General features: G+C 39.6%; 24 protein-coding genes, 1 pseudogene and 1 other annotated feature. Of the genes and pseudogenes, 21 read left to right on the forward strand and 4 right to left on the reverse strand.

Annotation, left to right across the window (positions count from 1 at the left end):
* Positions 1–4 precede the first annotated feature (4 nt).
* Both QRN39_RS03830 and QRN39_RS03835 read left to right on the forward strand, forming a co-directional pair.
* Complete coding sequence (locus QRN39_RS03830; RefSeq protein ID WP_050945301.1) at positions 5–967, forward strand: BMP family ABC transporter substrate-binding protein; 963 nt, start codon at positions 5–7, stop codon at positions 965–967.
* A 10-nt stretch (positions 968–977) separates the two neighbouring features.
* A complete protein-coding gene (locus tag QRN39_RS03835; RefSeq protein ID WP_003211983.1) occupies positions 978–1,175 on the forward strand; it encodes a ComZ family protein in 198 nt (65 codons plus the stop codon).
* Positions 1,176–1,185: 10 nt separating this feature from the next.
* Here QRN39_RS03835 and QRN39_RS03840 read toward each other — a convergent pair whose 3' ends face one another.
* Positions 1,186–1,419: a hypothetical protein gene (locus tag QRN39_RS03840; protein WP_212046074.1), complete on the reverse strand. Its 234-nt coding sequence runs from the start codon at positions 1,417–1,419 to the stop codon at positions 1,186–1,188.
* A 169-nt stretch (positions 1,420–1,588) separates the two neighbouring features.
* Here QRN39_RS03840 and QRN39_RS03845 point away from each other — a divergent pair, with 169 nt between their 5' ends.
* The 9 genes from QRN39_RS03845 (at position 1,589) to QRN39_RS03885 (ending at position 11,527) form a co-directional block, all read left to right on the forward strand.
* Complete coding sequence (locus QRN39_RS03845; protein ID WP_003212296.1) at positions 1,589–2,527, forward strand: beta-ketoacyl-ACP synthase III; 939 nt, start codon at positions 1,589–1,591, stop codon at positions 2,525–2,527.
* A 21-nt stretch (positions 2,528–2,548) separates the two neighbouring features.
* Positions 2,549–3,790 carry a beta-ketoacyl-ACP synthase II gene (gene fabF / locus QRN39_RS03850; RefSeq protein ID WP_003211631.1) on the forward strand — a complete coding sequence of 414 codons (1,242 nt, stop codon included), beginning with the start codon at positions 2,549–2,551 and terminating at the stop codon, positions 3,788–3,790.
* Positions 3,791–3,867: 77 nt separating this feature from the next.
* Positions 3,868–4,662 (forward strand): DUF2268 domain-containing putative Zn-dependent protease, encoded by a 795-nt coding sequence (locus QRN39_RS03855; RefSeq protein ID WP_050945299.1) that lies wholly within the window; start codon positions 3,868–3,870, stop codon positions 4,660–4,662.
* A gap of 170 nt (positions 4,663–4,832) precedes the next feature.
* Complete coding sequence (locus QRN39_RS03860; protein WP_212046073.1) at positions 4,833–5,813, forward strand: ABC transporter ATP-binding protein; 981 nt, start codon at positions 4,833–4,835, stop codon at positions 5,811–5,813.
* Complete coding sequence (locus QRN39_RS03865; RefSeq protein ID WP_050945297.1) at positions 5,810–6,832, forward strand: ABC transporter ATP-binding protein; 1,023 nt, start codon at positions 5,810–5,812, stop codon at positions 6,830–6,832. The genes QRN39_RS03860 and QRN39_RS03865 overlap by 4 nt, the downstream gene beginning before the upstream one ends.
* A gap of 83 nt (positions 6,833–6,915) precedes the next feature.
* Positions 6,916–8,550 carry a peptide-binding protein gene (locus QRN39_RS03870; protein ID WP_050945295.1) on the forward strand — a complete coding sequence of 545 codons (1,635 nt, stop codon included), beginning with the start codon at positions 6,916–6,918 and terminating at the stop codon, positions 8,548–8,550.
* A 188-nt stretch (positions 8,551–8,738) separates the two neighbouring features.
* On the forward strand, positions 8,739–9,689 hold the full coding sequence (locus tag QRN39_RS03875) for an ABC transporter permease (RefSeq protein WP_268458868.1): 951 nt from the start codon (positions 8,739–8,741) through the stop codon (positions 9,687–9,689).
* A 33-nt stretch (positions 9,690–9,722) separates the two neighbouring features.
* Positions 9,723–10,622 (forward strand): oligopeptide ABC transporter permease, encoded by a 900-nt coding sequence (gene opp4C, locus QRN39_RS03880; RefSeq protein ID WP_003212337.1) that lies wholly within the window; start codon positions 9,723–9,725, stop codon positions 10,620–10,622.
* A 152-nt stretch (positions 10,623–10,774) separates the two neighbouring features.
* The gene (locus QRN39_RS03885; protein WP_050945290.1) at positions 10,775–11,527 is read left to right on the forward strand and encodes a YjbA family protein; all 753 of its coding nucleotides are present in this window, start codon (positions 10,775–10,777) and stop codon (positions 11,525–11,527) included.
* A 35-nt stretch (positions 11,528–11,562) separates the two neighbouring features.
* Here QRN39_RS03885 and trpS read toward each other — a convergent pair whose 3' ends face one another.
* On the reverse strand, positions 11,563–12,558 hold the full coding sequence (trpS, locus tag QRN39_RS03890; RefSeq protein ID WP_003212181.1) for a tryptophan--tRNA ligase: 996 nt from the start codon (positions 12,556–12,558) through the stop codon (positions 11,563–11,565).
* A gap of 53 nt (positions 12,559–12,611) precedes the next feature.
* Positions 12,612–12,830 (reverse strand) — a binding site (T-box leader).
* 44 nt (positions 12,831–12,874) lie between these two features.
* Positions 12,875–13,234, reverse strand: coding sequence for a DUF3899 domain-containing protein (locus QRN39_RS03895; RefSeq protein WP_284906226.1), 360 nt, complete (start codon positions 13,232–13,234; stop codon positions 12,875–12,877).
* 353 nt (positions 13,235–13,587) lie between these two features.
* Here QRN39_RS03895 and QRN39_RS03900 point away from each other — a divergent pair, with 353 nt between their 5' ends.
* From QRN39_RS03900 to spxA, 7 genes are all read left to right on the forward strand, one after another.
* Positions 13,588–15,246: a peptide ABC transporter substrate-binding protein gene (locus QRN39_RS03900; protein ID WP_284906227.1), complete on the forward strand. Its 1,659-nt coding sequence runs from the start codon at positions 13,588–13,590 to the stop codon at positions 15,244–15,246.
* A gap of 109 nt (positions 15,247–15,355) precedes the next feature.
* On the forward strand, positions 15,356–16,285 hold the full coding sequence (gene opp3b, locus QRN39_RS03905) for an oligopeptide ABC transporter permease (protein WP_284906228.1): 930 nt from the start codon (positions 15,356–15,358) through the stop codon (positions 16,283–16,285).
* Positions 16,285–17,313 carry an oligopeptide ABC transporter permease gene (opp3C, locus tag QRN39_RS03910; RefSeq protein ID WP_284906229.1) on the forward strand — a complete coding sequence of 343 codons (1,029 nt, stop codon included), beginning with the start codon at positions 16,285–16,287 and terminating at the stop codon, positions 17,311–17,313. The genes opp3b and opp3C overlap by 1 nt, the downstream gene beginning before the upstream one ends.
* Before the next feature lie 18 nt (positions 17,314–17,331).
* Complete coding sequence (locus tag QRN39_RS03915) at positions 17,332–18,393, forward strand: ABC transporter ATP-binding protein (RefSeq protein ID WP_111912356.1); 1,062 nt, start codon at positions 17,332–17,334, stop codon at positions 18,391–18,393.
* Positions 18,386–19,315, forward strand: coding sequence for an ABC transporter ATP-binding protein (locus tag QRN39_RS03920; RefSeq protein ID WP_284906230.1), 930 nt, complete (start codon positions 18,386–18,388; stop codon positions 19,313–19,315). The genes QRN39_RS03915 and QRN39_RS03920 overlap by 8 nt, the downstream gene beginning before the upstream one ends.
* Before the next feature lie 529 nt (positions 19,316–19,844).
* Positions 19,845–20,423, forward strand: coding sequence for a GNAT family N-acetyltransferase (locus tag QRN39_RS03925; RefSeq protein WP_058014295.1), 579 nt, complete (start codon positions 19,845–19,847; stop codon positions 20,421–20,423).
* Between the two features lie 193 nt (positions 20,424–20,616).
* Complete coding sequence (gene spxA, locus QRN39_RS03930) at positions 20,617–21,012, forward strand: transcriptional regulator SpxA (RefSeq protein ID WP_003211421.1); 396 nt, start codon at positions 20,617–20,619, stop codon at positions 21,010–21,012.
* A 39-nt stretch (positions 21,013–21,051) separates the two neighbouring features.
* Here the strand turns inward: spxA and QRN39_RS03935 are convergent, their stop codons facing one another.
* Positions 21,052–21,717: a TerC family protein gene (locus tag QRN39_RS03935; RefSeq protein ID WP_050945279.1), complete on the reverse strand. Its 666-nt coding sequence runs from the start codon at positions 21,715–21,717 to the stop codon at positions 21,052–21,054.
* A gap of 175 nt (positions 21,718–21,892) precedes the next feature.
* Here QRN39_RS03935 and QRN39_RS18455 point away from each other — a divergent pair.
* From QRN39_RS18455 to cls, 3 genes and pseudogenes are all read left to right on the forward strand, one after another.
* Positions 21,893–22,013 (forward strand): annotated as a pseudogene (locus tag QRN39_RS18455) (hypothetical protein); the annotation flags it as partial.
* Positions 21,980–22,645, forward strand: a complete 666-nt coding sequence (mecA, locus tag QRN39_RS03940) for an adaptor protein MecA (RefSeq protein ID WP_284906231.1) — start codon at positions 21,980–21,982, stop codon at positions 22,643–22,645. The pseudogene QRN39_RS18455 and the gene mecA, both read left to right, overlap by 34 nt.
* An 85-nt stretch (positions 22,646–22,730) precedes the next feature.
* The gene (gene cls, locus QRN39_RS03945; protein WP_050945276.1) at positions 22,731–24,251 is read left to right on the forward strand and encodes a cardiolipin synthase; all 1,521 of its coding nucleotides are present in this window, start codon (positions 22,731–22,733) and stop codon (positions 24,249–24,251) included.
* Positions 24,252–24,349 lie beyond the last annotated feature (98 nt).

Here is a 24,349-nt window from a genome sequence, read left to right on the forward strand (position 1 = left end):
TGGCATGAAGTATCAGCGGCTTGTCATGATCTTTTCGTTCCTTCTCCTATTATCTGCCTGCTCACAGGCACCTTTAAAAGGACAGATTGAGAAGGTGGGTTTACTCGTCCCCGATACAATTAATGATCAAGTTTGGGGAACGAAAGGTTATAAAGGCTTATTAAATATTCAATCAACATTTGGTGTAGATGTTTATTATAAGGAAGGAATGGTCGACAAAGAGAAAATCGTTGATGCCATTGAAGAATTTCACAAAAAAGGAGTCAATTTGATTATTGGCCATGGCAGTGAATACAGCGAAATTTTCAACATCATTAGTGAAGATTATCCGAAAACACAATTTATCACAGTAAATGGAAACAAGCCTCAGGCGGATAATGTTGCGAATGTGACGTTTAAAGGTGAAGCGATGGGCTTTTTCGGAGGCATGACAGCAGCACATATGTCAAAATCAAAAAAGATTGGTATTCTTGCTACATATGATTGGCAAAGCGAAGTAGACGGCTTTATCAAAGGTGCAAAATATCAAGATGAACATGTACAAGTGCTTGCCGAGTTTGTTGAAAACTGGGATGATGCGGACAAAGCCGTGGAGCTCTATCGAAAATTGGAAAAACAGGGCGTAGATGTTGTATATCCAGCAGGTGATGGTTATAATATCCCTGTCATTGAACAAATCAAAGCCGATAATTTATCAGCGATCGGATATGTCACCGATCAATCCAACCTCGGCAGCCATACCGTCTTAACAAGCACAGTCCAGCATGTGGATAAAGCGTATAGTATTATTGCGAAGAAATTTAATGAAGGCAAGCTAAATGCACAAGGTGAGTACTCCTTTGACTTTAAAGAAGGAGTGATCGAAATGGGGAAATTTAGTTCCACCATTGACCGTGCTTTTTTGAAAGACATTGAAAGTGATATTGCGTCTTACAAAAAAACTGGCAAACTGCCAAATGAAAAGTGAGGATACAACGATGCAGCACGAAAAATCGATGGAGTTTTTACAAATTGCCATGAAGTATTTTCCGCAGGCAAAAGAAGAATTAGATAAAGCAGGTATTCAGCTTGAGCCCGAAGCTCTTCAGCCGCTTTTATCATTGTTTACATCTGTTATGCAAGAGGCATATGAGCTTGGAAAAGCAGATGCAGAATCAGAAAAAGCCACAGAATAGTGGCTTTTTTTTATGATAATTTTTTCTTGAAGGCACTAATCATAGGGCCAACATCTTTAAACACAGGCTTCAGCTCATCGATGGAGTTCATAATGTTCCCAATTTGGTTCATGACATGCATGTAGTCAATGGACTCTTCACTTGAAGTTGTCTCCACGCGTTCCTCCTTTGCTTCTTCCTTGCTTTTCTCCTTTTCAAGCGGCTGTCCAAACATCATAGCCGAAAAAATATCTTTTTGCGCCATATCAAATGCTCCTTTCTACGATTGGTATATCAATAATCTATGAAAAAAGTGAGAGGAAAGGTTAGACGTTTGTATTGCCAAGGAGAAAAAAATAAGTTAAAATTAGTACCAGATACTAATATAAGATCACAATATCACATGCTCGTATGAGTAAAAGGAGTCTTATTCAATGAATGCTGGAATTATTGGCCTTGGCCGCTATATACCTGAAAAAGTGTTAACAAATCTTGATTTAGAAAAAATGGTTGAAACTTCTGACGAATGGATTCGTACTAGAACAGGTATAGAAGAAAGAAGAATTGCTTCTGATGATGTCAATACATCACATATGGCGCTTGCTGCTGCAAAAAAAGCATTAGCTGACGCAAATGTAGCTGCAGAAGATATCGATATGATTCTTGTGGCGACAGTCACGCCAGATCAATCATTTCCGACAGTCGCTTGTATGATTCAAGAGCAGCTCGGTGCACATAAAGCATGTGCAATGGATATTAGCGCTGCGTGTGCTGGCTTTATGTATGGGCTTGTTACTGGAAAACAATTTATCGAATCAGGTACGTTCAAGCACGTGCTCGTCGTTGGCGTTGAAAAACTTTCTCGCATTACCGACTGGGATGACCGCAATACTGCTGTTCTGTTTGGAGATGGAGCAGGTGCTGCTGTGTTAGGAGAGGTCAGCGAAGGGAAAGGAATTCTCTCATTTGAGCTTGGAGCCGATGGAAGAGGCGGTAAGCACTTGTACTTAGATGAAAAAGATCATACAATCATGAATGGACGAGAAGTGTTTAAATTTGCTGTAAGACAAATGGGCGAGTCAAGCGTAAACGTCATCGAAAAAGCTGGACTATCAAAAGAAGACGTTGACTTCTTGATCCCGCATCAAGCAAATATTCGCATTATGGAAGCAGCCCGCGAACGCCTAGAGCTGCCAGTTGAAAAAATGTCGAAGACAGTCCATAAATATGGAAACACATCAGCAGCATCCATTCCGATTTCACTATGTGAAGAAATCGAAGCCGGAAAAATTCATGACGGCGATGTGATTGTAATGGTAGGTTTTGGTGGCGGATTAACGTGGGGCGCAATCGCTATGCGATGGGGCCGATAAAAGAGTGAGGTGCACAAATTAATGGATAAAAAACGAGTAGTTGTTACAGGATTGGGTGCTTTGACACCTCTTGGCAACGATGTAGAATCAACATGGAAAAATGCTTTAGCAGGTGTATCAGGAGTTGGACCAATCACACGTGTCGACTCAAGTGAATATACAGCAAAAGTGGCTGCAGAATTAAAAGATTTTAACATTGAAGATTACATGGAGAAAAAAGAAGCACGAAAAATGGCACGCTTCACACAATATGCAGTCGTTGCTGCCCAAAAGGCGCTAGAAGATTCACGTCTTGAAATCACAGATGAAATCGCACCGCGTGTTGGTGTATGGGTTGGATCTGGTATTGGCGGACTTGAAACATTTGAAGAGCAGTTTGAAGTGTATTCAAATAAAGGGGCAAGACGCGTAAGCCCGTTCTTCGTTCCAATGATGATTCCAGATATGGCAACAGGCCAAATTTCAATTGCACTTGGCGCAAAAGGGGTTAACTCTTGTACTGTCACAGCATGTGCAACAGGAACAAACTCAATTGGTGATGCATTTAAAGTCATTCAGCGCGGAGATGCAGATGCGATGATCACAGGCGGAACAGAAGCGCCGTTAACAAAAATGTCGTTTGCTGGCTTCTGTGCGAACAAAGCTCTTTCGACAAATCCTGATCCAGAGACAGCAAGCCGTCCATTTGACAAAAACCGTGACGGATTTGTGATGGGTGAGGGTGCAGGGATTGTCGTTCTTGAAGAACTTGAGCATGCATTAAAACGTGGCGCGACGATTTATGCAGAAATTGTTGGATATGGATCAACTGGAGATGCGTATCATATTACAGCACCGGCTCCAAACGGAGAAGGCGGCGTACGCGCAATGAAAGAAGCGATTCGAGATGCTGGTTTGTCTGTGGAAGAAATTGATTATATCAATGCCCACGGAACAAGCACACCGTACAATGATAAATTTGAAACAATGGCGATTAAAGAAGTGTTCGGAGAGCATGCGAATCAGCTTGCGATCAGTTCGACAAAATCGATGACAGGTCACTTACTTGGCGCAGCAGGTGGAGTAGAAGCTATTTTCTCTGTGCTTGCGATTAAAGACAGCGTTATTCCTCCAACCATTAACCTTGTAACACCGGATGAAGAATGTGATCTTGATTATGTGGCAAATGAAGCACGTTCAAAAGAAGTACAAGTGGCTCTAAGTAACTCACTTGGCTTTGGCGGACATAATGCGACAATTATCTTTAAAAAATACGAAGCGTAATATTTCCTAAGAAGGCGGCGATCTATAATCAGATCGCCGCTTTTTTGCATATGATGAAAATGGAGGTGTTTAGTAGTATGGGTCTAGTCAATACACAATATCTCATTCATCAATCTTCATCATTTCAGGAGCTTGCGTCGCGCTTTGTTCCTTATTTTAAAGGGGCGGAGGAAAAAGAATGGTCCTCTATTCTCTCCCACCTGCAACATCACGGCATGATTCGGTCTTTTCGATCATGCAAAGACATGATCGACAAGCTCAAAGAAAAAGGGTACTTCCAGCTCGTCATGAAAGAATACCGGGCGCTGCAAAAGCAGTGGAAAGGCCCTGACATTCCAGTCTTTATTTTGCCAGTCAATGAGAGCAGTAAAGAAATTAGAGAGCAATTTTATTATCAATCCGGCATGGCATTTGACGACAAGGTCTTTCTCTTTTTGTCGCCAAATACCCCGAAAGAACGTATCGGCACATTGCTGACTCATGAATATCACCATGTATGTAGGTTGCATTTTCTCACGAAAGAAGAAAAAGATTTTACATTCCTTGATACAATCATGATGGAAGGGCTCGCTGAATATGCTGTGTATCATAGATACGGAGAAAGCTATACAGCCAAATGGACCACTCTCTATGACGAAACGCAGCTTCAGCGTATGTATCAGAAATGGGTATCCAGTCATCTTGATCAAAAAGTGCAGGACGACGAAAGACTGATACAGAACCTCCTTTATGGAAAAGGGAACTACCCCAAAATGCTTGGTTACGCCACTGGGTTTTATATCGTGAAAAAGTATTTCAGCGAACACAGAATCAGCGAGGAGTCTATGATTGCAGAGCCGTCCGAAACTTTTTTAAAGGCGATAGACTCATAAAGTGAATGATTCACACAAAAAGAGACATATTACAAATTTACTAAATTCTTCTTGATTTCGTCATAACAATGTAATAATATACAAATATAAATTTTGATAATTCTTTTTATTCGAAAAAGATGAAATTTTTAGATTTTGTTCTATTGATTGATGGTGAAAGGGGCGAATACATGACCACGCTGCTTGAAGTGCAGAACTTAAAAACCTATTTTTTTAGAAAAAAAGAAGCGATACCTGCTGTAGATGGCGTTGATTTCAGTATCAACAGAGGAGAAACTGTCGCATTAGTCGGTGAGTCTGGATCTGGTAAAAGCATTACGTCCTTATCCATTATGGGCTTGATTAACGGCACTGGTGGAAAAATTATGGACGGTTCCATCAAGCTAGATGGCAAGGATCTCGTTACATATGGTGAAAAGGAATTATGCAGCATTCGTGGTAATGACGTGTCGATGATCTTTCAGGAACCCATGACCTCACTTAATCCCGTCCTAACCATCGGGGAACAAATAACAGAAATCCTCATCTATCACAAAAAACTTTCAAAAAAAGAAGCGACAAAAAAAGCGATTGACCTGCTGAAGCTTGTTGGTTTTTCCAGACCGGAACAAATCATCAAAGATTACCCGCACCGTTTATCAGGCGGCATGCGGCAAAGAGTGATGATTGCCATTGCGCTAAGCTGTGATCCGAAGCTCCTCATTGCAGATGAACCGACAACTGCCCTAGATGTTACGATTCAAGCCCAGGTGCTCACATTGATGAAAGATTTATGCACGACATTTGGTACATCGATTCTCCTCATCACTCATGATCTAGGTGTCGTGTCTGAAGTGGCAGATCGAGTCATTGTCATGTACTGCGGACAGGTTGTTGAAAATGGGACCGTCGAAGAATTATTTGATCAGCCGCTGCATCCTTACACAGAAGGGCTGCTTGAATCGATTCCTGTCATTGACGGAGACATACAGCCGCTAACAGCAATAAAAGGGAATGTCCCTGCACCGGATCAGCTTCCAGCCGGCTGCCGATTTGCTCCTAGATGCCCGCAAGTGAAGGAGCGCTGCCTAGGTGAACTGCCTAAGCTGAGGACTTTTGAAAATGGCAGAAGCGTCAGATGCTTCTTATATGAGGAGGCAGACCAAACATGACTCTTGCTCAAAATCAACCACATGCAACAGATCTAATAGAGAAAGAAACCATACTTGAACTGAAACAAATCAAAAAACATTTTCCGATTAAAGCAGGCGTCTTTCAGAAGAAAGTCGGTGCAGTCAAAGCTGTTGACGGCATAGATTTGAAGATTTATAAAGGTGAAACGTTAGGGATAGTGGGGGAATCAGGATGCGGTAAATCAACATTAGGCCGGACCATGATTCGTTTATATGAACCAACTGACGGTCAAATCCTTTTTAAAGGGCAAGATATCTCCCGTGTATCAGAATCAAAGCTAAGACAATCAACACGAAAAAACATCCAAATGGTTTTTCAAGATCCCTTTGCATCACTCAACCCTAGAAAAACACTTCGAAGCATCATCAAAGAACCCTACAAAACACACCACTTATATTCCTTAAAAGAAAGAAATGAAAAAGTAGAACAGCTTTTATCAAAGGTGGGCCTTCATCCAAGCTTTGCAAATCGCTATCCCCACGAATTTTCTGGCGGGCAGAGGCAGCGAATCGGCATTGCTCGTGCGCTTGCCATGAATCCTGAAATGATTATCGCAGATGAGCCGGTTTCAGCACTTGATGTATCCATTCAGGCGCAGGTGATTAATCTGATGGAGGAACTTCAGGAGGAATTTGACCTGACCTATCTATTTATCTCTCACGACTTAAGTGTGGTCAGGCACATTAGTGATCGAGTCGGCGTGATGTATCTCGGCAAAATGATGGAGCTTGCCGATAAGCACAGCCTGTACGATGAACCGCTCCACCCATATACACAGGCATTGCTTTCTTCTGTCCCTGTTACCCGTAAAAAAGGTCAGATCAAAAGAGAACGGATCATGCTTCAAGGCGATCTGCCAAGTCCTGCAAATCCGCCAAAAGGGTGCGTATTTCATACAAGATGCCCGTATGCGAAACAAATCTGTAAAGAAAAAATACCAGCATTTCAAGAATTAAAACCAAACCACTTCGTTGCCTGTCACCTCTACGACGCTTAATCGGCTTGGATGAATTCATCTTTGAGAGGGGGGATGAAGCGGCATCTGTCGTCATTTCTAAAAAAGGATAGGGGGAATTGTATATGAAAGGTAGAAATAGAAAATCCATATTGATTAGTTTACTGCTGATCTTCACGCTCATGCTTGCGGCTTGCTCTAGTGGAAATAAAACCTCTGGAGACAGTGAAAAGAAATCCACCGGTAAACCTGTACAGGGCGGAGATCTTGTCATCGGTTCCATTGCAGAACCAACATTATTTAACTCGCTGTATTCAACAGATGTGGCTAGCTCTGATATTGAAGAAAGAATTTACAGCTTTTTACTTCAAACGGACGGAAAGCTGAACCCTCAGCTATCACTCGCAGAAGATATTAAAGAATCTGATGACGGGAAGCAGTTTGATGTGACCATTAAAAAAGGCGTAAAGTTTCATGATGGAGAAGAATTGACAGCTGATGATGTTGTGTTTACATACAGCATTCCGATCAATAAGGACTACAACGGGGAGCGCGGATCAGGATTTGAAGTATTAGATTCAGTTAAAAAGACAGGGGATTACTCAATCGAATTCAAGCTCAATAAAAAAGATCCCTATTTTTATAATGTCACACTAGGAAGCTACGGCATTTTGCCTAAGCATATTTTAGGTGATGTGCCTATAAAAGATCTCGGTGAAAATGAATTTAACCGAAAAAAACCAATTGGTTCAGGTCCATTTAAATTTGCCGAGTGGAAAGAAGGCGACTACGTGAAACTAGAAGCCTTTGACGATTATTGGGATGGACGTCCATATCTTGATACCGTCACGATTAAAACGATTCCTGATCAGAACGCAGCAATTGCCCAGCTTTCAGCAGGTGATATTGATTTCTTTGCTGTACCGGGAGCAGAGCTGCAAACGGCTGAAAAAGTCAGCAACATTAAAATTGAATCTGATTTAGGGCTCAATTATTCATACATTGGCTGGAACCAGAAAAATGATCTCTTTAAAAGTAAAAAGGTCCGCCAAGCGCTGACACATGCCATTGACCGCCAAACGATTGTCGATCAAGTGTTAGATGGAGACGGCAAAGTAGCCAACATTCCAGAAAGTCCGCTGTCATGGAACTACCCTAAAAATGAAAGTGTTCCAGTGTTTGAATTTGATCAAGAAAAAGCGAAAAAGATGCTGAAAGAAGAGGGCTGGGAGGATACAGATGGAGATGGCTATCTTGATAAGGATGGCAAGAAATTCTCCTTTGTTATAAAGACCAACCAAGGAAACAAAGTCCGTGAAGACATTGCTGTCGTTGTCCAGCAGCAGCTCAAAGAAATTGGTGTGGAAGCGAAGCCGCAAATTGTGGAATTCAGTGCACTCATTGAGCAGACGACACCGCCTAAGTGGGATTATGATGCGCTGCTGCTCGGCTGGAGCCTTGCCACATTCCCTGATCAATTCAGCATCTTCCACTCAAGCCAGTCAGAAAAAGGCTTGAATAACATCTGGTATAAAAATAAAGAGGTCGATAAGCTGTTAGTAGATGCCAAGAATTTAAGCGATCGAAAAGAATATTCAAAGGCATATGAAAAAATTTATGAATTGATCGCAGAAGATCAGCCATATACGTTCCTTTATTATGCCAACTCACATCGCGCGATGCCATCTAATCTCCAAGGCTACTCTTACCACCCGAAAGATGAGTATTACAAAATCGAGAAATGGTGGATTGAACAGTAGGCTGCTAGTGAAAGAAGAGGAAAGTTCTCTCCTTTTAGCGTGAAGATATACCCTTTCATTCACCGAGCACCAGTTAGATTGAGAGGGTTCTCATATCACGATGCAATGAAGACAGAGGGCTAAAAGAAAGATCATTTTAGCCCTTTTTCATCACAGTATGGCGATCCGATGAAAAAGGAGTTGTGCATATGGTTACATATATCATTAGAAGGACACTGCTTTCCATTCCCATCTTATTTGGGATTACCATTTTGTCCTTCGCCATTATGAAAGCAGCACCAGGCGATCCGATGTCACTTATGATGGACCCAACCATTAGTGCGGCAGACCGGGAAGCTTTTATTGATAAGTACGGCTTGAACGACCCTGAATATGTGCAGTATATGAAATGGCTTGGCAATATGCTTCAAGGTGACTTTGGCACCTCCATTGTTAAAAAGGGAACGCCTGTGGCTGATTTGATTTTTGCCCGGCTGCCAAATACCCTCATCCTCATGATCTTTTCTACATTAGTCGCCCTGATTATCGCCATCCCATTCGGTGTTCTTTCGGCAAAACGTCCATATACAAAGCTAGACTATGGCATTACATTTACATCTTTTATCGGACTGGCTATTCCGAACTTTTGGTTTGGACTCATTCTAATAATGGTTTTATCTGTGAATTTAGGATGGTTCCCAACAGGCGGCGTCTCTACCTTAAACGCCGATTTTAATGTATTTGACCGGCTTCATCACATCATTTTACCAGCCTTTGTTTTAGCAACCGCTGATATGGCAGGGCTCACCCGGTACACAAGGTCGAGTATGCTTGATGTCATGGGGCAGGATTACATTCGTACCGCAAGAGCGAAAGGCTTTCGAGAAAACAAAGTCATTTTCAAGCACGGGTTAAGAAACGGTCTTATGCCTGTCATTACGATTTTCGGATTGATGATTCCATCCTTTATTGGTGGTGCAGTCGTAGTGGAACAAATTTTCACTTGGCCAGGGCTTGGAAAGCTGTTCATTGATTCTGCTTTTTCGAGAGATTATCCGGTCATTATGGCGATGACTGTTATTTCCGCAGTGCTCGTGGTGGTTGGAAATTTAATTGCGGATATTCTCTATGCGATCGTTGATCCGCGTATTGAATATTAGAAGGGAGCTGAAGCACAATTGGCACAGCCTAATATGGGAACACCTCCTGTTGATCTCAAATTAAAGGAGGGTCTTCCGCCAAAGCCAGAGACGATGCTGCGTTTATTTTGCGAGAAATTTTTCAAAAATAAATTGGCGGTTGCCGGCTCCGTGATCTTATTGGTCATTATCTTTTCAGCCATTTTCGCTCCTGTGATTGCCCCTTACGCACCAGAGCAGCAAGATTTATTAAAACGGCTCCAGCCGCCAAGTGTTGAGCATTTGATGGGAACTGACAAGTTTGGCCGCGATATTTTCTCAAGGGTGCTTTATGGCGCGAGGGTCTCTTTATTAGTCGGTTTCGTTTCGGTGGTCGGTGCGATTACCATTGGCACTGTGGTCGGAGCGGTAGCGGGGTATTTCAAAGGATTTGTTGATTCCTTGTTAATGAGATTTGTGGATGTCGTGTTGTCGATTCCCGACATTTTTCTCTTGATCACGCTCGTTACTATTTTCAAACCAGGCATTGATAAATTGATTTTAATCTTTGCTTTGACCGGATGGACCACAACCGCGAGACTGATCCGCAGTGAATTTTTATCACTGCGAACAAGAGAATTCGTACTCGCAGCAAGAACCATTGGAACGAAAAACCATGTCATCATCTTTTCGCATATTTTACCGAACTGTATCGGTCCTATTATTGTGTCAGCTACATTAAAAGTAGGTTCCGTCATTTTAGCCGAATCAACACTGAGCTATCTAGGGTTTGGCATACAGCCGCCAACAGCGAGCTGGGGCAACATGCTGCAAGATGCACAAAACTTCTCGATTATGGTGCAAGCGTGGTGGTATCCGCTCTTCCCAGGTTTACTGATATTGCTGACCGTTTTATGCTTTAATTTCTTAGGAGATGGGCTGAGAGATGCGCTTGATCCTAAAAAGTTAAAGTAATGCCTCATTTTTATGACAAGATGAAAGGGACTCTGCGCAATAAAGAAATGCAAACCACATTCGCTCCGCTTGAAGTTTAATAAAGTTGGAATAATTTCTCTATCCCTTGCCCATACTGTGGACAACAGTTTTTATAAAGTGAGGGATTGGTTATGTTATTTCTTCATGACGTATGGGTGAATTGGTTTGAAGGGGAAGAAAATGGCTACAATGTGTGTCATTTTCATGAGTGGCGCAAGGAGGACAGTGTGGAGCTGTTAGATCAAGTACCTTTACTCAAGGTGCAGAGTCCTTTGTATGATTACATAGAGAATGATCTTTCAGAGCTGCCGAAGACGCTGCTAGAATCTGTTTTTGAGAAATCATATATTCGAAAAAATCATGAACGGCGTAAATTAGAATATTGCTTTGTGGTGACAGACGGCATACGAATTATTGCTGTGGATACGATTGGGTATTCTATTCCTGTGAGGAAAAGCCGCTTAATCCCAAGGCAGGAGCAATTGGTGTATGAAATGGTGAAGGATGTGAAGGCTGAGGAATATGAATTCTCTCAGGACCGTCTTGAGTCGGCGAAGGAGTATCACATTTTGTCTTTGCCGCCGCAGCACATCAGCGGATTAACGAGAAAAGAAAGACAGCTGAAGCAGCTAATGTTTATGGCGCTCGATCAATTAAAAGGTCTTCAAAACAGGGCGGAGATTGCGTATTGGTATACGGAATGGAATCCGCGCATGTACAATCAAATCAAACGAATGTCATTCGAAGAGATTTGGAACATGCTTTACAATGAAACCATTGATGGATGGTCAGAGAATCATTTAGCATTTTGTGAAAAAATGATTAAGGGACAGCCGTTTTTTGAAAAGCTTTGGGAAATGGAAAACGAATCAAAGGTGAATTAGAAAAAGCTTGCAGCGTGATGTGCTGCAAGCTTTTTTTATTTGCGCTTTCTGCCAAGACCCATTGCATTCTCCATTTTTTTCAGCATTTTGTTTGCTGCGCGGTTTGCTTTTTCAGCACCTTCGTCAAGAATGCGATCAAGCTCGTCTGACTCAATGAGTTCATAGTATCGATCTTGAATTGGCTTTAAAGCATCAACAACGACGTTCGCAAGATCTCCCTTAAACTCACCATACCCTTTGCCCTCATACTTTTGCTCAAGCTCTGCAATCGATATGTTACCTAACACAGAGTAAATCGTCAGCAAGTTGGCAATCCCAGGCTTGTTCTCTTTGTCGTACTTAACGATGCCTTCTGAATCCGTCACAGCACTTTTGATTTTCTTTTCAAGCTGCTTTGGTTCATCTAATAAAGTAATGAACGATTTTTGGTTCGGATCGGATTTGCTCATCTTTTTCACCGGATCTGCTAAAGACATAATCCGAGCGCCTTCTTTTGGAATCTTCACTTCAGGTACAGTGAAGATGTCATTGTATTTGCGGTTAAAACGTTCAGCAAGCGTTCTAGTCAATTCAAGATGCTGCTTTTGATCTTCTCCGACAGGGACTAAATCAGTACCATATAATAAGATATCGCCAGCCATTAATGGGGGATACGTTAATAGTCCTGAAACAACCGCTTCCTTACCAGCGGATTTGTCCTTAAATTGGGTCATTCTTTCTAATTCCCCAATATAAGCAACACATTGCAGCATCCATCCTGCCTGGGCGTGAGCAGGTACCTCTGATTGGATAAACAATGTCGCCTTCTCTGGATCAAGTCCAACCGCTAAATAAAGAGCTGCTAAGCTTCTAATATTTTGGCGAAGGGCTAGCCTGTCCTGACTCACCGTAATCGCATGCTGGTCGACTACACAAAAATAGCCGTGATAATCATGCTGCAAATCGACAAATTGCTTCATCGCTCCAATATAGTTCCCCAATGTGACCGAACCACTCGGCTGAATGCCTGAAAAAATTGTCTTCTTTGTCATACTAAAACCTCTTTTCTTCAATATAAAAAGGCCCACCCGTCACTTTTCAACAGAAAAGGGACGAATGAACCGTGGTACCACCCTTGTTATTTCACATGGAAATCACTCAAGACGTTGATATCGGAGACTGCTCCGTCTAAGCCTACTTACTTTCAAAAGTGTTCGGTTAGCTGCTCCAAAGCCCATTCCATACATGCCATTATCTGCTCGCACCAGCCGCAGACTCTCTGTTAATGGTGAATATATGTACTCTTCTTTTTCATCGCAACATTATAATTTAATCCATTATAAATAAGCAAAAATCAAAAGTCAAAGCCTATATATAATAAATGAATAGCAAAATAAACATTTCAATTAGTAAGCTAAAACCTATTATTTTCATGGCGGCAAAGTTGCTTTGGAAAGATGATGATAAATGTTTGTTTAAATCATCGTCAATAGGGCTCTTTTGCTTATTTAATGAATCAAATACTTTTCGAAAGCTGTAAGCTGTTTGATCAAAAAAGCCACTTTTTAAAGTGATTAACGATAACCATACTAGCAAAGTCCCCGATGCTAAATAAAAAGTGATGTTAATCAGGCTTAAGAGAGAGATATGCCCATAAAAAATGAAACTCAAAATGAATACAAGGCAATTAGAACTAATTAAAAGAATAAAAAATTTGATAACAATCACTCCTGCGCATTAAAACTTTACTGTACTAAAATAACAATAAAAACGCTTAATTCAAGATTTTCACTATATAAGAAAAACGAAACAAGGAATTAAGCAGTTGTTTTAACAAAATTCTTTATATCAGTTTACAATGAATCAGGAAGATTGCCAATTGTATAGACAGGATTACTTCTGATTAGGTATTTAAGATCACAAAATCAAAGGAAAATAACCAATTTGTTTCAATTTTTTAATAAATTTATTAAAAAATCATCGAAATATGAAAATTTTCTTAAAAAAATGAATGCACAATTACTTATTTGCTAGTATAATAGTTCCTGTAGTTCATTTATGAAGGGGAGGTTAACAACTAGATGAAAAAGTCTAAATTTTCACTGCTTTTAGTTTTTTTATTGGTGCTGACTATTTTTGTATCTGCATGTTCAGGTAAACAAAGTAGCGACAAGGGCACTGCATCCAAAGATTCAAAACAAGAGGCTACAATTTTAGAATCACAGGAAATGCCTGCGATGGATACAATCCAAGCAAGTGATACAATTAGTTTCACAACTATGAATAACGTTTTTGAAGGTTTGTATCGATTCAACGATAAAGAAGAATTAGTACCTGGTATGGCGGATGGCGAACCAGTTGCTAACAAAGATAAAACAGTCTATAACATTAAACTGAAAGATGCAAAATGGTCTAACGGTGATCCAGTTAAAGCTCAAGACTTCGTTTATGCTTGGCAACGTGCTTTAGATCCAGAGCAAAAGTCTGAGTATGGCCCATATATGATGGTTGGTAAAATCAAAAATGCTGATAAGGTTTACAACAAAAAAGCAAAGCCTGACGAACTAGGAATTAAAGCTGTAAATGATAAAGAATTGCAAATTACACTTGAAAAACCAATTCCTTACTTCCAATCTCTACTTTCATTCCCAACTTTCTATCCAGTGAATGAAAAGTTCGTTAAAGAACAAGGTGATAAATATGCGAAGACTGCAAAAAACCTTGTATACAATGGCCCATATGAACTTTCTTCTTGGGATGGCCCACAAGCAACTACTTGGGAATACAAAAAGAATGAAGAATATTGGGACAAAAAGAACGTCTCTATGACAAAACTTACTTTTAAAGTATCTAAAGATCCACAAGCAGCTGTTAACGCATTCGAAGCTGGAGAAGCTGATATTACACCTAAATTATCAACTCCTGCAATCATCTCTCAGTACGAAGGTGATAAGCGAATGAAAAGATTACTAGAACCTACTGTGTTCTGGTTGAAAATGAACCAAGGAAATAAATCACTAAAGAATGAAAACGTTCGTCGTGCAATTGCAACCGCAATTGACAAAGAAGCGTTTGTAAAAGATGTATTGCAGAATGGTTCAGTTGCTGCAAACTATCAAATTCCAAAAGACTTTGTACATGATGAAAACGGAAAAGACTTCCGCGATGGAATGCCTAAATACTTAGAAACAAACAAAGGTGAAGCTAAGAAACTTTTCGAAAAAGGTCTAAAAGAATTAGGAACGTCTAAAGTAACGCTTAACTACTTAGGTGATGATTCTGAGACAGCTAAAACAATCGGAGCTTTCATTAAAGATCAGCTTGAGAAAACTTTACCTGGCTTAGATATCAATATTCAAAGTGTTCCTTTTGCTACTCGTATTGATCGTGATAAGAAAGAGGATTACGATCTACAGATGGCTGGATGGGGTCCTGATTATCTTGATCCAATCACATTCTCTGACTTGTTTATCACAGGTGGTGGAAACAACCACATGGGATATTCTGATAAGAAATATGATCAGCTGTTAAAAGATGCATCTGGTAAATTAGCTGCTAAACCAGAAGAACGCTGGAAAGCTTTACAAGAAGCTGAAAAAGTATTACTACAAGATGACGCAGCACTTTCACCAATTTATCAGAGAGCAACTAACTATCTGATTAATAACAGAGTTAAAGGGTTTGTCATTCACAAGGTTGGACCAGAATTCAGTTACAAATGGATGAAAATTGAAGGATAATTAACAATCTTATAGAAAAGAGAGTGTATTCTCTGAATATACTCTCTTTTTCACTGAAAGAAATATGTCGAAATATACAGAAAAGTCAGTTTTATCAGGAGGTGCAAGTATGCTGAAATACTTAATTAGACGGGTTGGCTTCATGGTCGTTACCCTCTTCATCATTGTTTCAATCACTTTTTTCTTAATGAAACTCATTCCGGGTTCTCCTTTTGTTAATGCACAAAAGTTGTCAGAAGCTCAACAAGCTGTACTTAATGCAAAATATGGGCTAGATCAGCCTATCCCAGTTCAATACTTTCATTACATGATTAATACATTCACTGGGGATTTAGGTGTTTCATTCCAATTCAACAATACCTCCGTAACAGAACTTCTTTCATACCGAGTAGGACCATCTGCTGTCCTAGGCCTTCAAGCGATTATTATAGGAACGATTGTTGGTATCTTCTTGGGAGTAGTTGGAGCTTTAAGGCAGAACACATGGGTAGATTATTCTGCTACTTTCTTGGCAGTTATCGGTAAATCAATACCGAGTTTTGTATTCGCGGGATTACTTCAATACTATATTGCGGTGAAATTAGGGTTATTACCAACTCAATTTTGGAATGGATTCGAGTATACAATTTTGCCTACAATAGCATTAGCTATGTTCCCTATTTCCATTTGTGCACGTTTTATGCGAACAGAAATGGTTGAAGTTCTTGAGACAGACTATATTTTGCTGGCAAAGGCAAAAGGAGCAGGCTATTTTGAATTAGCATTTAAGCATGCGATGAGAAATGCTTTGATCCCTGTTGTTACAGTTCTTGGTCCACTAACTGTTAGTTTAATGACGGGATCTCTCGTAATAGAAAAAATCTTCTCAATTCCTGGAATTGGTGAGCAGTTTGTTAAAGCCATTACTGTAAATGATTATCCAGTTATTATGGGAACAACAATTTTATTCGCCGTTCTTTTTGTTGTGGTTGTATTTATTGTCGATATTCTATATGGAATTATCGATCCGAGAATTCGTGTAGCAGGGGGTAACAAATGATGAAACAGCAAGAAGAAAATATTGATAAAAGTCTATTTGAGCCCGCTGGTGTTGATACATTTTCTGCTGAAAAAATTGAGAAACCTAGTCTGAATTATTGGCAAGACGCATGGCTTAGAATCAAAAAGAATAAAGCCGCAGTTGTAAGTTTGGTGATTTTATTTTTAATTGTATTTATGGCTATAGTCGGACCGTTAATTAGTGGCAAAGATTTTAGTACTCAGACAACGTCTGAAGCGAACCTACCACCTCGAATCCAAGGATTAGAGCATGTTAGTTTTCTTCCATTTACTGGGGAAAGAACGCTGAAAAATAGTGATGTGGTCAATCCTTATGAACAAAAAGGAATTGATCATTACTACTGGTTCGGTACGGATAATCTTGGGAGAGATCTATTCACACGAGTGTGGAAAGGAACTCAAATCTCACTGCTTATTGCTGTTGTTGCAGCTGTGATCGATTTAATTATTGGTGTTGCTTATGGTGCTATTTCTGGTTATTTTGGCGGGAAAATTGATAATGCGATGCAACGTGTTTTAGAGGTTCTAATGGGTATTCCCAACTTGATCGTTGTCATATTAATGATTCTCGTCTTAAAGCCAGGGATTATTCCAATTATTATTGCTCTAAGTATTACCGGGTGGATCAGTATGGCCAGGGTTGTACGAGCCCAAGTCATGAAGCTGAAAGAACAGGAATATGTACTAGCCGCTAGAACCTTGGGATTAAGCAACTTTAAAATTATCTTTAAACACATGTTGCCTAACTTAACAGGTGTGATGATTATTAATACAATGTTCACCATTCCTAGTGCAATTTTCTTCGAAGCTTTCTTAAGCTTTATTGGTTTAGGTCTCCAAGAGCCACAAGCTTCACTAGGGACGTTAATTGAAGACGGATTTAAATCAATGATCGCTTTCCCATATCAGATGGTTTATCCAGCAATTATCATTAGTGTTATCATGATCGTCTTTAACCTTGTTGCCGACGGTGTGAGAGATGCACTTGATCCAAAAATGAAAGATTAGTACGGGACGGTGATGATGATGAATAAACAAGAAACTATTCTAAAAGTAAATGACTTAAATATTTCATTTCACACGTTCGCTGGTGAAGTTAAGGCGATAAGAGGTGTGAATTTTGATCTGAAAAAAGGCGAAACACTTGCAATTGTAGGGGAATCAGGTTCAGGAAAATCAGTTACTTCAAAATCAATCATGGGGCTGCTACCTAAATCTAACTCTGAAGTGAAAAAAGGAGAGATTTTGTTTCAAAATAAAAATTTAACAAAACTTTCTGATAAACAAATGCAAAAAATACGTGGAAAAGATATTGCAATGGTCTTTCAAGATCCTATGACATCGTTGAATCCTACGATGACAATTGGCAAACAAATTATAGAACCAATCTTAAAACATCAAAATGCTAGTAAGGAAGAAGCTAAAAAAAGAGCACTTGAGCTACTTAGGCTTGTAGGTATTCCAAAGCCTGAACAAAGGTTTAAGCAATATCCACATCAATTCTCAGGGGGTATGAGACAAAGGGTTGTTGTGGCAATTGCTCTTGCTTGTAATCCAAAAATACTAATTGCTGATGAGCCAACTACAGCATTAGATGTAACAATTCAGGCGCAAATTTTAGAACTGATGAAGGACCTTCAAAAGAAAATTGAAACATCCATTATCTTTATTACGCATGATTTAGGTGTCGTCGCGAATGTAGCTGATCGTGTAGCTGTTATGTATGGTGGGCAAATTGTTGAGATTGGTACAGTTGATGAGATCTTCTATAACCCAAAACATCCTTATACTTGGGGGTTATTAAGTTCTATGCCAAGTCTGGATGCAACAGAGGACAAATTGTTCGCTATACCTGGAACGCCGCCAGACTTGTTAAATCCTCCTAAAGGCGATCCGTTTGCTGCTAGAAATCAATATGCTATGAAAATCGATTTTGAAAAGCAGCCGCCTTTATATCAAGTGTCAGAAACGCATTATGCAGCTACATGGCTATTACACCCTAATGCACCTAAAGTGGAACCTCCTGAATCAATTAAGCAAAGAATGCGACAATTTAAAGCGCAAAAAGGGGGGGATCACATTGAGTGAAAAAGATGTTATTTTACAGGTGAATAATCTTAAGCAATATTTTAATGTGGGCAAACCAAATGAAGTAAAAGCTGTTGATGATGTTAGCTTCGATATTTATAGAGGAGAAACATTGGGGCTAGTAGGTGAGTCCGGTTGCGGAAAATCAACTACTGGCAGAAGTATCATTCGGTTGTATAATGCAACAGATGGTGAGGTTATTTTTAATGGACAGAATGTTCATGATAAAAAATCGACTACGGATCTTAAGCAATTTAATCGCAAAATGCAAATGATCTTTCAGGATCCATATGCCTCTCTCAATCCAAGAATGAAAGTTGAGGACATCATTGCAGAAGGCATCGACATTCATGGCCTTGCGAAAACAAAGCAAGCACGTAAAGAGCGCGTGTACCAATTGCTTGAAACTGTTGGATTGAACAAAGAGCATGCAAATAGATATCCGCATGAATTCTCTGGTGGTCAAAGGCAGCGTATCGGAATTGCCCGTGCATTAGCAGTTGAGCCAGATTTTATTATTGCCGATGAACCAATATCTGCATTAGATGTGTCGATTCAAGCACAGGTCGTTAACTTAATGAAAGAACTGCAAGAAGAAAAAGGCTTAACGTATTTATTCATTGCCCATGACCTGTCCATGGTAAAATACATCAGCGATCGTATTGGCGTGATGTATTTCGGGAAATTGGTAGAGCTGGCACCAGCGAATGAATTATACGAAAACCCGCTTCATCCATATACAAAATCATTACTATCTGCGATTCCGCTTCCAGATCCAGATTATGAGCGTAACCGCAAACGAATCAAGTATGATCCGTCCGTTCACAAAGGAACAAACACTGATTTCCGTGAAGTGAAGCCAGGTCACTTTGTGAGCTGCACAGAGGAAGAATTCAAAGAGCTTCAGGCAAAACAATTATAAGAAGGAAGGAGCACTGCTATGTCAGTGCTTCTTTTTTTATTTTACAAAAAAACGAAATGATGGTAATTTCTAGTTAACAACAAGCGGATTCTAGGAGGAAATCAGATGTCGATATGGAAGACGTTTCGTTATTCATTCTTTCACTTTCTGATGGTATTCATGCTTTTTTCAACGTCCTTTTTGAGAAAGCCAAATGGAGGACAGAGGATACTCGTGTTTATGGTGCTCATTGGCATCGTGTCTTTTTCCGTGGAATATATGCTTCACCGGAAAACAAGCAATCAGAGAGAGAAGCACGGCGCAGCAAGTATCTTTATTTCATCATGTTCCAAACTGGGATGACACTTATCCTGTTTGTCTGTTTTCAATTACTCATGAATCGTTCGATATAAAACTTTTTTTCTGTTGTTTGAAAAAAAGTGAAACTAGAGGAGACTTTGCTGCGTCTTACTAGTACAGGCGTTTAAATAGCAGGAAATCGGGAATATCTAAGGAAGTGGTTCTTAACGATATCATAAGGAGCGGATCCATGAATTGGTATGAAAAGCTCAGTGAATACTTCCCGATAGAAGAAATGAAGTCAAAAGAGCATATGGAAGCTTTATTAAAGGAAAGAAGTGATGTTTATCATAAGGAGGAAGGACCTCATCATGTGATGATGTACGCCGAATTTGATAATTTTATCTTTATTGATTATTTATTTGTTTCCAGAGATGCAAGAGGTGAAGGCCTCGGATCAAAGCTCATTCATAAGCTGAAGGAAAAAAAGAAACCGATCTTGCTTGAGGTTGAGCCTGTAGATGAAGATGATGCAGATACTGCAAAACGCCTAAAGTTTTACCAAAGAGAGCACTTCAAGCATGCAGAATCAATCGGTTATAAACGCAGGTCACTTGCAACAAATGAAGTGAACCGCATGGAAATCCTTTATTGGTCGCCTCTTACAGATAATGAAGAAGAAATGATGGAGGCTATGAGGAAAACCTATGAACGAATCCATACGTATAAAGATGAAGAATGGTATGGGCAGTCGTATGAAGATGTTGATGATGTATTGAAGGTCATTGAAAATAGAAAACAAAAAAATATTTTCGATCATCTCGACTAAATGAGAATGTTCAGACATCAAGCAACACGAGAAAATGAATGAAATTGTCTAGTTTTTGTCACAAAAATTGCAAGAAAATCTGTTCACACTTACTTTTTTATAGTATAATCACTATAAAGATTACTTATTTAGAACAATTTTAATTTAAGAATACAGATCAATATTCATTCTACAAATTGAGGAGTGAAGATTTATGGTAACATTATACACATCACCAAGCTGTACATCATGTAGAAAAGCAAGAGCGTGGTTAGAAGAGCACAATATTCCGTATCAAGAGAGAAACATCTTTTCAGAGCCTCTTTCAATCGATGAAATTAAAGAAATTCTTCGAATGACTGAAGACGGTACAGATGAAATTATCTCAACACGTTCAAAAGTATTCCAAAAGCTAAATGTGAATGTTGAGACAATGCCTCTTCAACAATTGTATAAACTGATCAATGAGCATCCAGGTCTTTTAAGACGTCCAATCATCTTGGATGAAAAAAGACTACAAGTTGGCTACAATGAAGATGAAATTAGACGTTTCCTTCCAAGAACGGTTCGTACATTCCAACTAAGAGAAGCTCAGCGACTTGCTAACTAATAGAAAAACGAAAAGCTGCCGATCATTTGGCAGCTTTTTTTATTTATTTTCAGCCGTTTGTTCGTAAAACAGGCTGGCTAAAATGACCATTACGACTGTTAAAAACGGAAGCATCAATTCAAGAGTCGCATGCTGAGCCATAAATTCATTCAATTTCACATCACGAACAATCATTTCACCGCCAGTAAAAGCCAAAAGAGCACTGCCTCCGTATAAAAGAAACGGGAATTTGGTGAAAGCGGCATGAATCAGCTTACTTCCCCAAATAATAATCGGTACTGAAATCATCAGGCCAAAAGCGGTCAGCAGCATGTTCCCTTTTGCCGCTCCTGCAACTGCAATCACATTATCAAGTGACATAAAGAGGTCGGCAATCACAATGGTCTGAACCGCACGCCAAAGGGAGCCGCTGCTTTTAATGCGAATTGATTCTTTCTTTTGCTCAATTAACAAATTGTATCCTATATAAAGGAGAAAAAGTCCGCCGATAAATTGTAAATAAGGGATGGTCAATAAATAAACTGCGGCACCTGTCATTGTTATTCTCATCAGCACTGCCAAAAGTGTGCCGATCCATATGGCTTTATTGCGTTTGTCATTTGACAAGCTGCGGCTAGCCATCGCAATGATCAACGCGTTATCTCCGCCTAAAATCAGATCGATGCCAATAATCATCAGTAAGGATATGATCCATTCTGTTTCCATCCATTTCACCTCATGTCTAATAGAGCTCGTACAACCAATATATGAAGACAATTCAAATATATGTTTCTGTAAGTTTTCTCTGCAAAAAATGCGTTTTTATTTCTTTTATTCATGTTTTATCATAAAATAGACAGTACGAAGCAATACCTCAATTCTTTAAAAGGTTAACATGTAGACGGAACGGGTAAAGTGTAGTAAAGTACTATTAATTGGGAGCTTGTATGTCCCTTCAACATCTTATATAGAAGGGAAGGTTGGCAAAATGGAAATCGAAAGAATTAATGAACATACAGTGAAATTTTATATTTCCTACGGTGATATTGAAGACCGCGGATTTGACCGTGAAGAGATTTGGTATAATCGTGAACGCAGTGAAGAGCTGTTTTGGGAAGTAATGGACGAAGTGCACGAAGAAGAAGAATTTGCAGTTGAGGGACCGCTTTGGATTCAAGTGCAGGCACTTGACAAAGGTCTTGAAATTGTCGTGACGAAAGCCCAACTTTCTAAAGATGGACAAAAGCTCGAATTGCCGATTCCAGAAGATAAAAAAGATCAAACAGATGAAGAAAGTCTAGACGCACTGCTTGATGATTTTCAAAAAGAAGAGCAGGATCAAGAAGACCATAATGAGAAGGACAAAAAACTTCAACTTCAATTTGTGTTGAAAATGGATGACTTTGAAGATTTGATTGCACTTTCTCAATTAAATATGCAGGATTTTACCTCAAGTTTATATTCGTTTGAAAACCGTTATTATCTATATGTTGACTTCCACGAGGATTTGTCAGATGAGCAAGTGGAGAATAAGCTCAGCATTTTGCTTGAATATGCTCATGAATCAGTGGTCAGCATTTACAGACTGAAAGAATATGGTCAGCTGATTATCGAAGGAAATGCCCTTGAAACGATTCAACAGCACTTCACGTAACCAACAAAAGTCGATTTCTATAGAGGAATCGGCTTTTTTATCGGAATGAATAGGTAAATAAAGAGATCGGCAAGGAGAAAATGAAATGAGAAATTTAGTCAAAGTTCTATTTTTTCTTATCATTACGATAGGTGCTTATTTAGTCATTCAATTAATTGCCGGTGATTTAGCGGTAAGTGTATTAAGTTCAGTCAGCGTTCTGTTCACTTTATCGATTATCTTCATCGGGTTTGTCATATTCTTGGAGAACCGGAATCCATCTCAAACGATAACGTGGCTTGTCCTGCTTGGCAGCTTTCCGTTATTCGGCTTTTTGTTCTATATTTTCTTTGGACGCAATATCAAAAAGCGCCGGTTGTTTGAAAAGAAAGCCATCCTGGACGAACAGTTAATCCAGGAAGATGAACATATTCATAGAGAAGCGATTGAGAAAATGACGCATATGGGTGATCATCAGCAGCTCTTATTTAAGCTGGCCCACAGACTTGGACATACCCCTATTACGTATCGCACGTCCTCTAAAGTCCTGACGAATGGAGAAGAAACATTCTCTCATATTTTTGAAGAAATCAAAAAGGCGACACATCACATTCATTTAGAATATTATATTCTCCGCCACGATGACCTTGGACAAGAATTAAAAGATATTCTCATTGATAAAGCGAAAAATGGCGTGATTGTCCGCTTTTTATATGACGATGTAGGGAGTTTAAAGCTCTCTCGTCAATATATTGCTGACCTCGAAAAGGCTGGCGTTCAGATCGTTCCATTTTTACCCGTGAGGCTGCCACTGTTAAATAATAAAATCAATTTCCGAAATCACCGAAAAATTGTCGTGATTGATGGAGAAGTTGGATTTGTTGGCGGGCTAAACATTGGAGACGAATATATGGGCAGAAGCAGACAATATGGATTTTGGCGTGACACGCATTTGATGATTAAGGGTGAAGCTGTTCGTGATCTGCAGCAGATTTTCATGCAGGATTGGTACTATATGACGAATGAGAGATGTGCAGGTGTGGAATACTTCAAAGATTTCACCCACATTGAGATTACAACAGAAGGCGTACAAATGATTGCTGGTGGTCCTGATAAACAGTGGGAGGTCATTAAAAATCTCTTTTTCTCCATGATTATCTCTGCCAAAAAGTCTATTTGGATTGCTTCACCATATTTTGTGCCGGATGATGATATTTTGTCTGCATTGAAAATTGCTGCATTAAGCGGAGTAGACGTACGGATTATTGCACCGAAGAATCCAGATAAACGGATCGTCTTCCATGCGTCCCGTTCATACTTCCCGGAGCTTTTAGAAGCAGGGGCAAAGGTGTATGAATATGATCAAGGCTTTATGCATAGTAAATTTATCATTGTAGATAGCGAGCTGGCTTCGATAGGAACGGCCAACATGGATATGAGAAGCTTTCATTTGAATTTTGAAGTGAATGCCTTCCTCTATAAAACGAAAAGCACTGAGAAGCTCGTGAACGACTTTTTAGGTGATTTAGAGCAGTCGCACGAGATTGTCCCAGAAGAATTTGCAAAGAGACCGTTAAGGGTAAGACTCTTTGAATCAACAGCAAGATTATTATCGCCATTACTATAAAGATTGTATTTTCCCCCTTTTTATCAGGGGGTTTTTTTATTTTCCTCAAGAAAACATCAGTAAAATCATATTTTCACACAATAAAAGCTCATTTTGCC

The sequence above is a fragment of the Bacillus sp. lyk4-R2A-2 genome, assembly GCF_030209735.1.
GTDB lineage: Bacteria > Bacillota > Bacilli > Bacillales > Bacillaceae > Bacillus > Bacillus pumilus.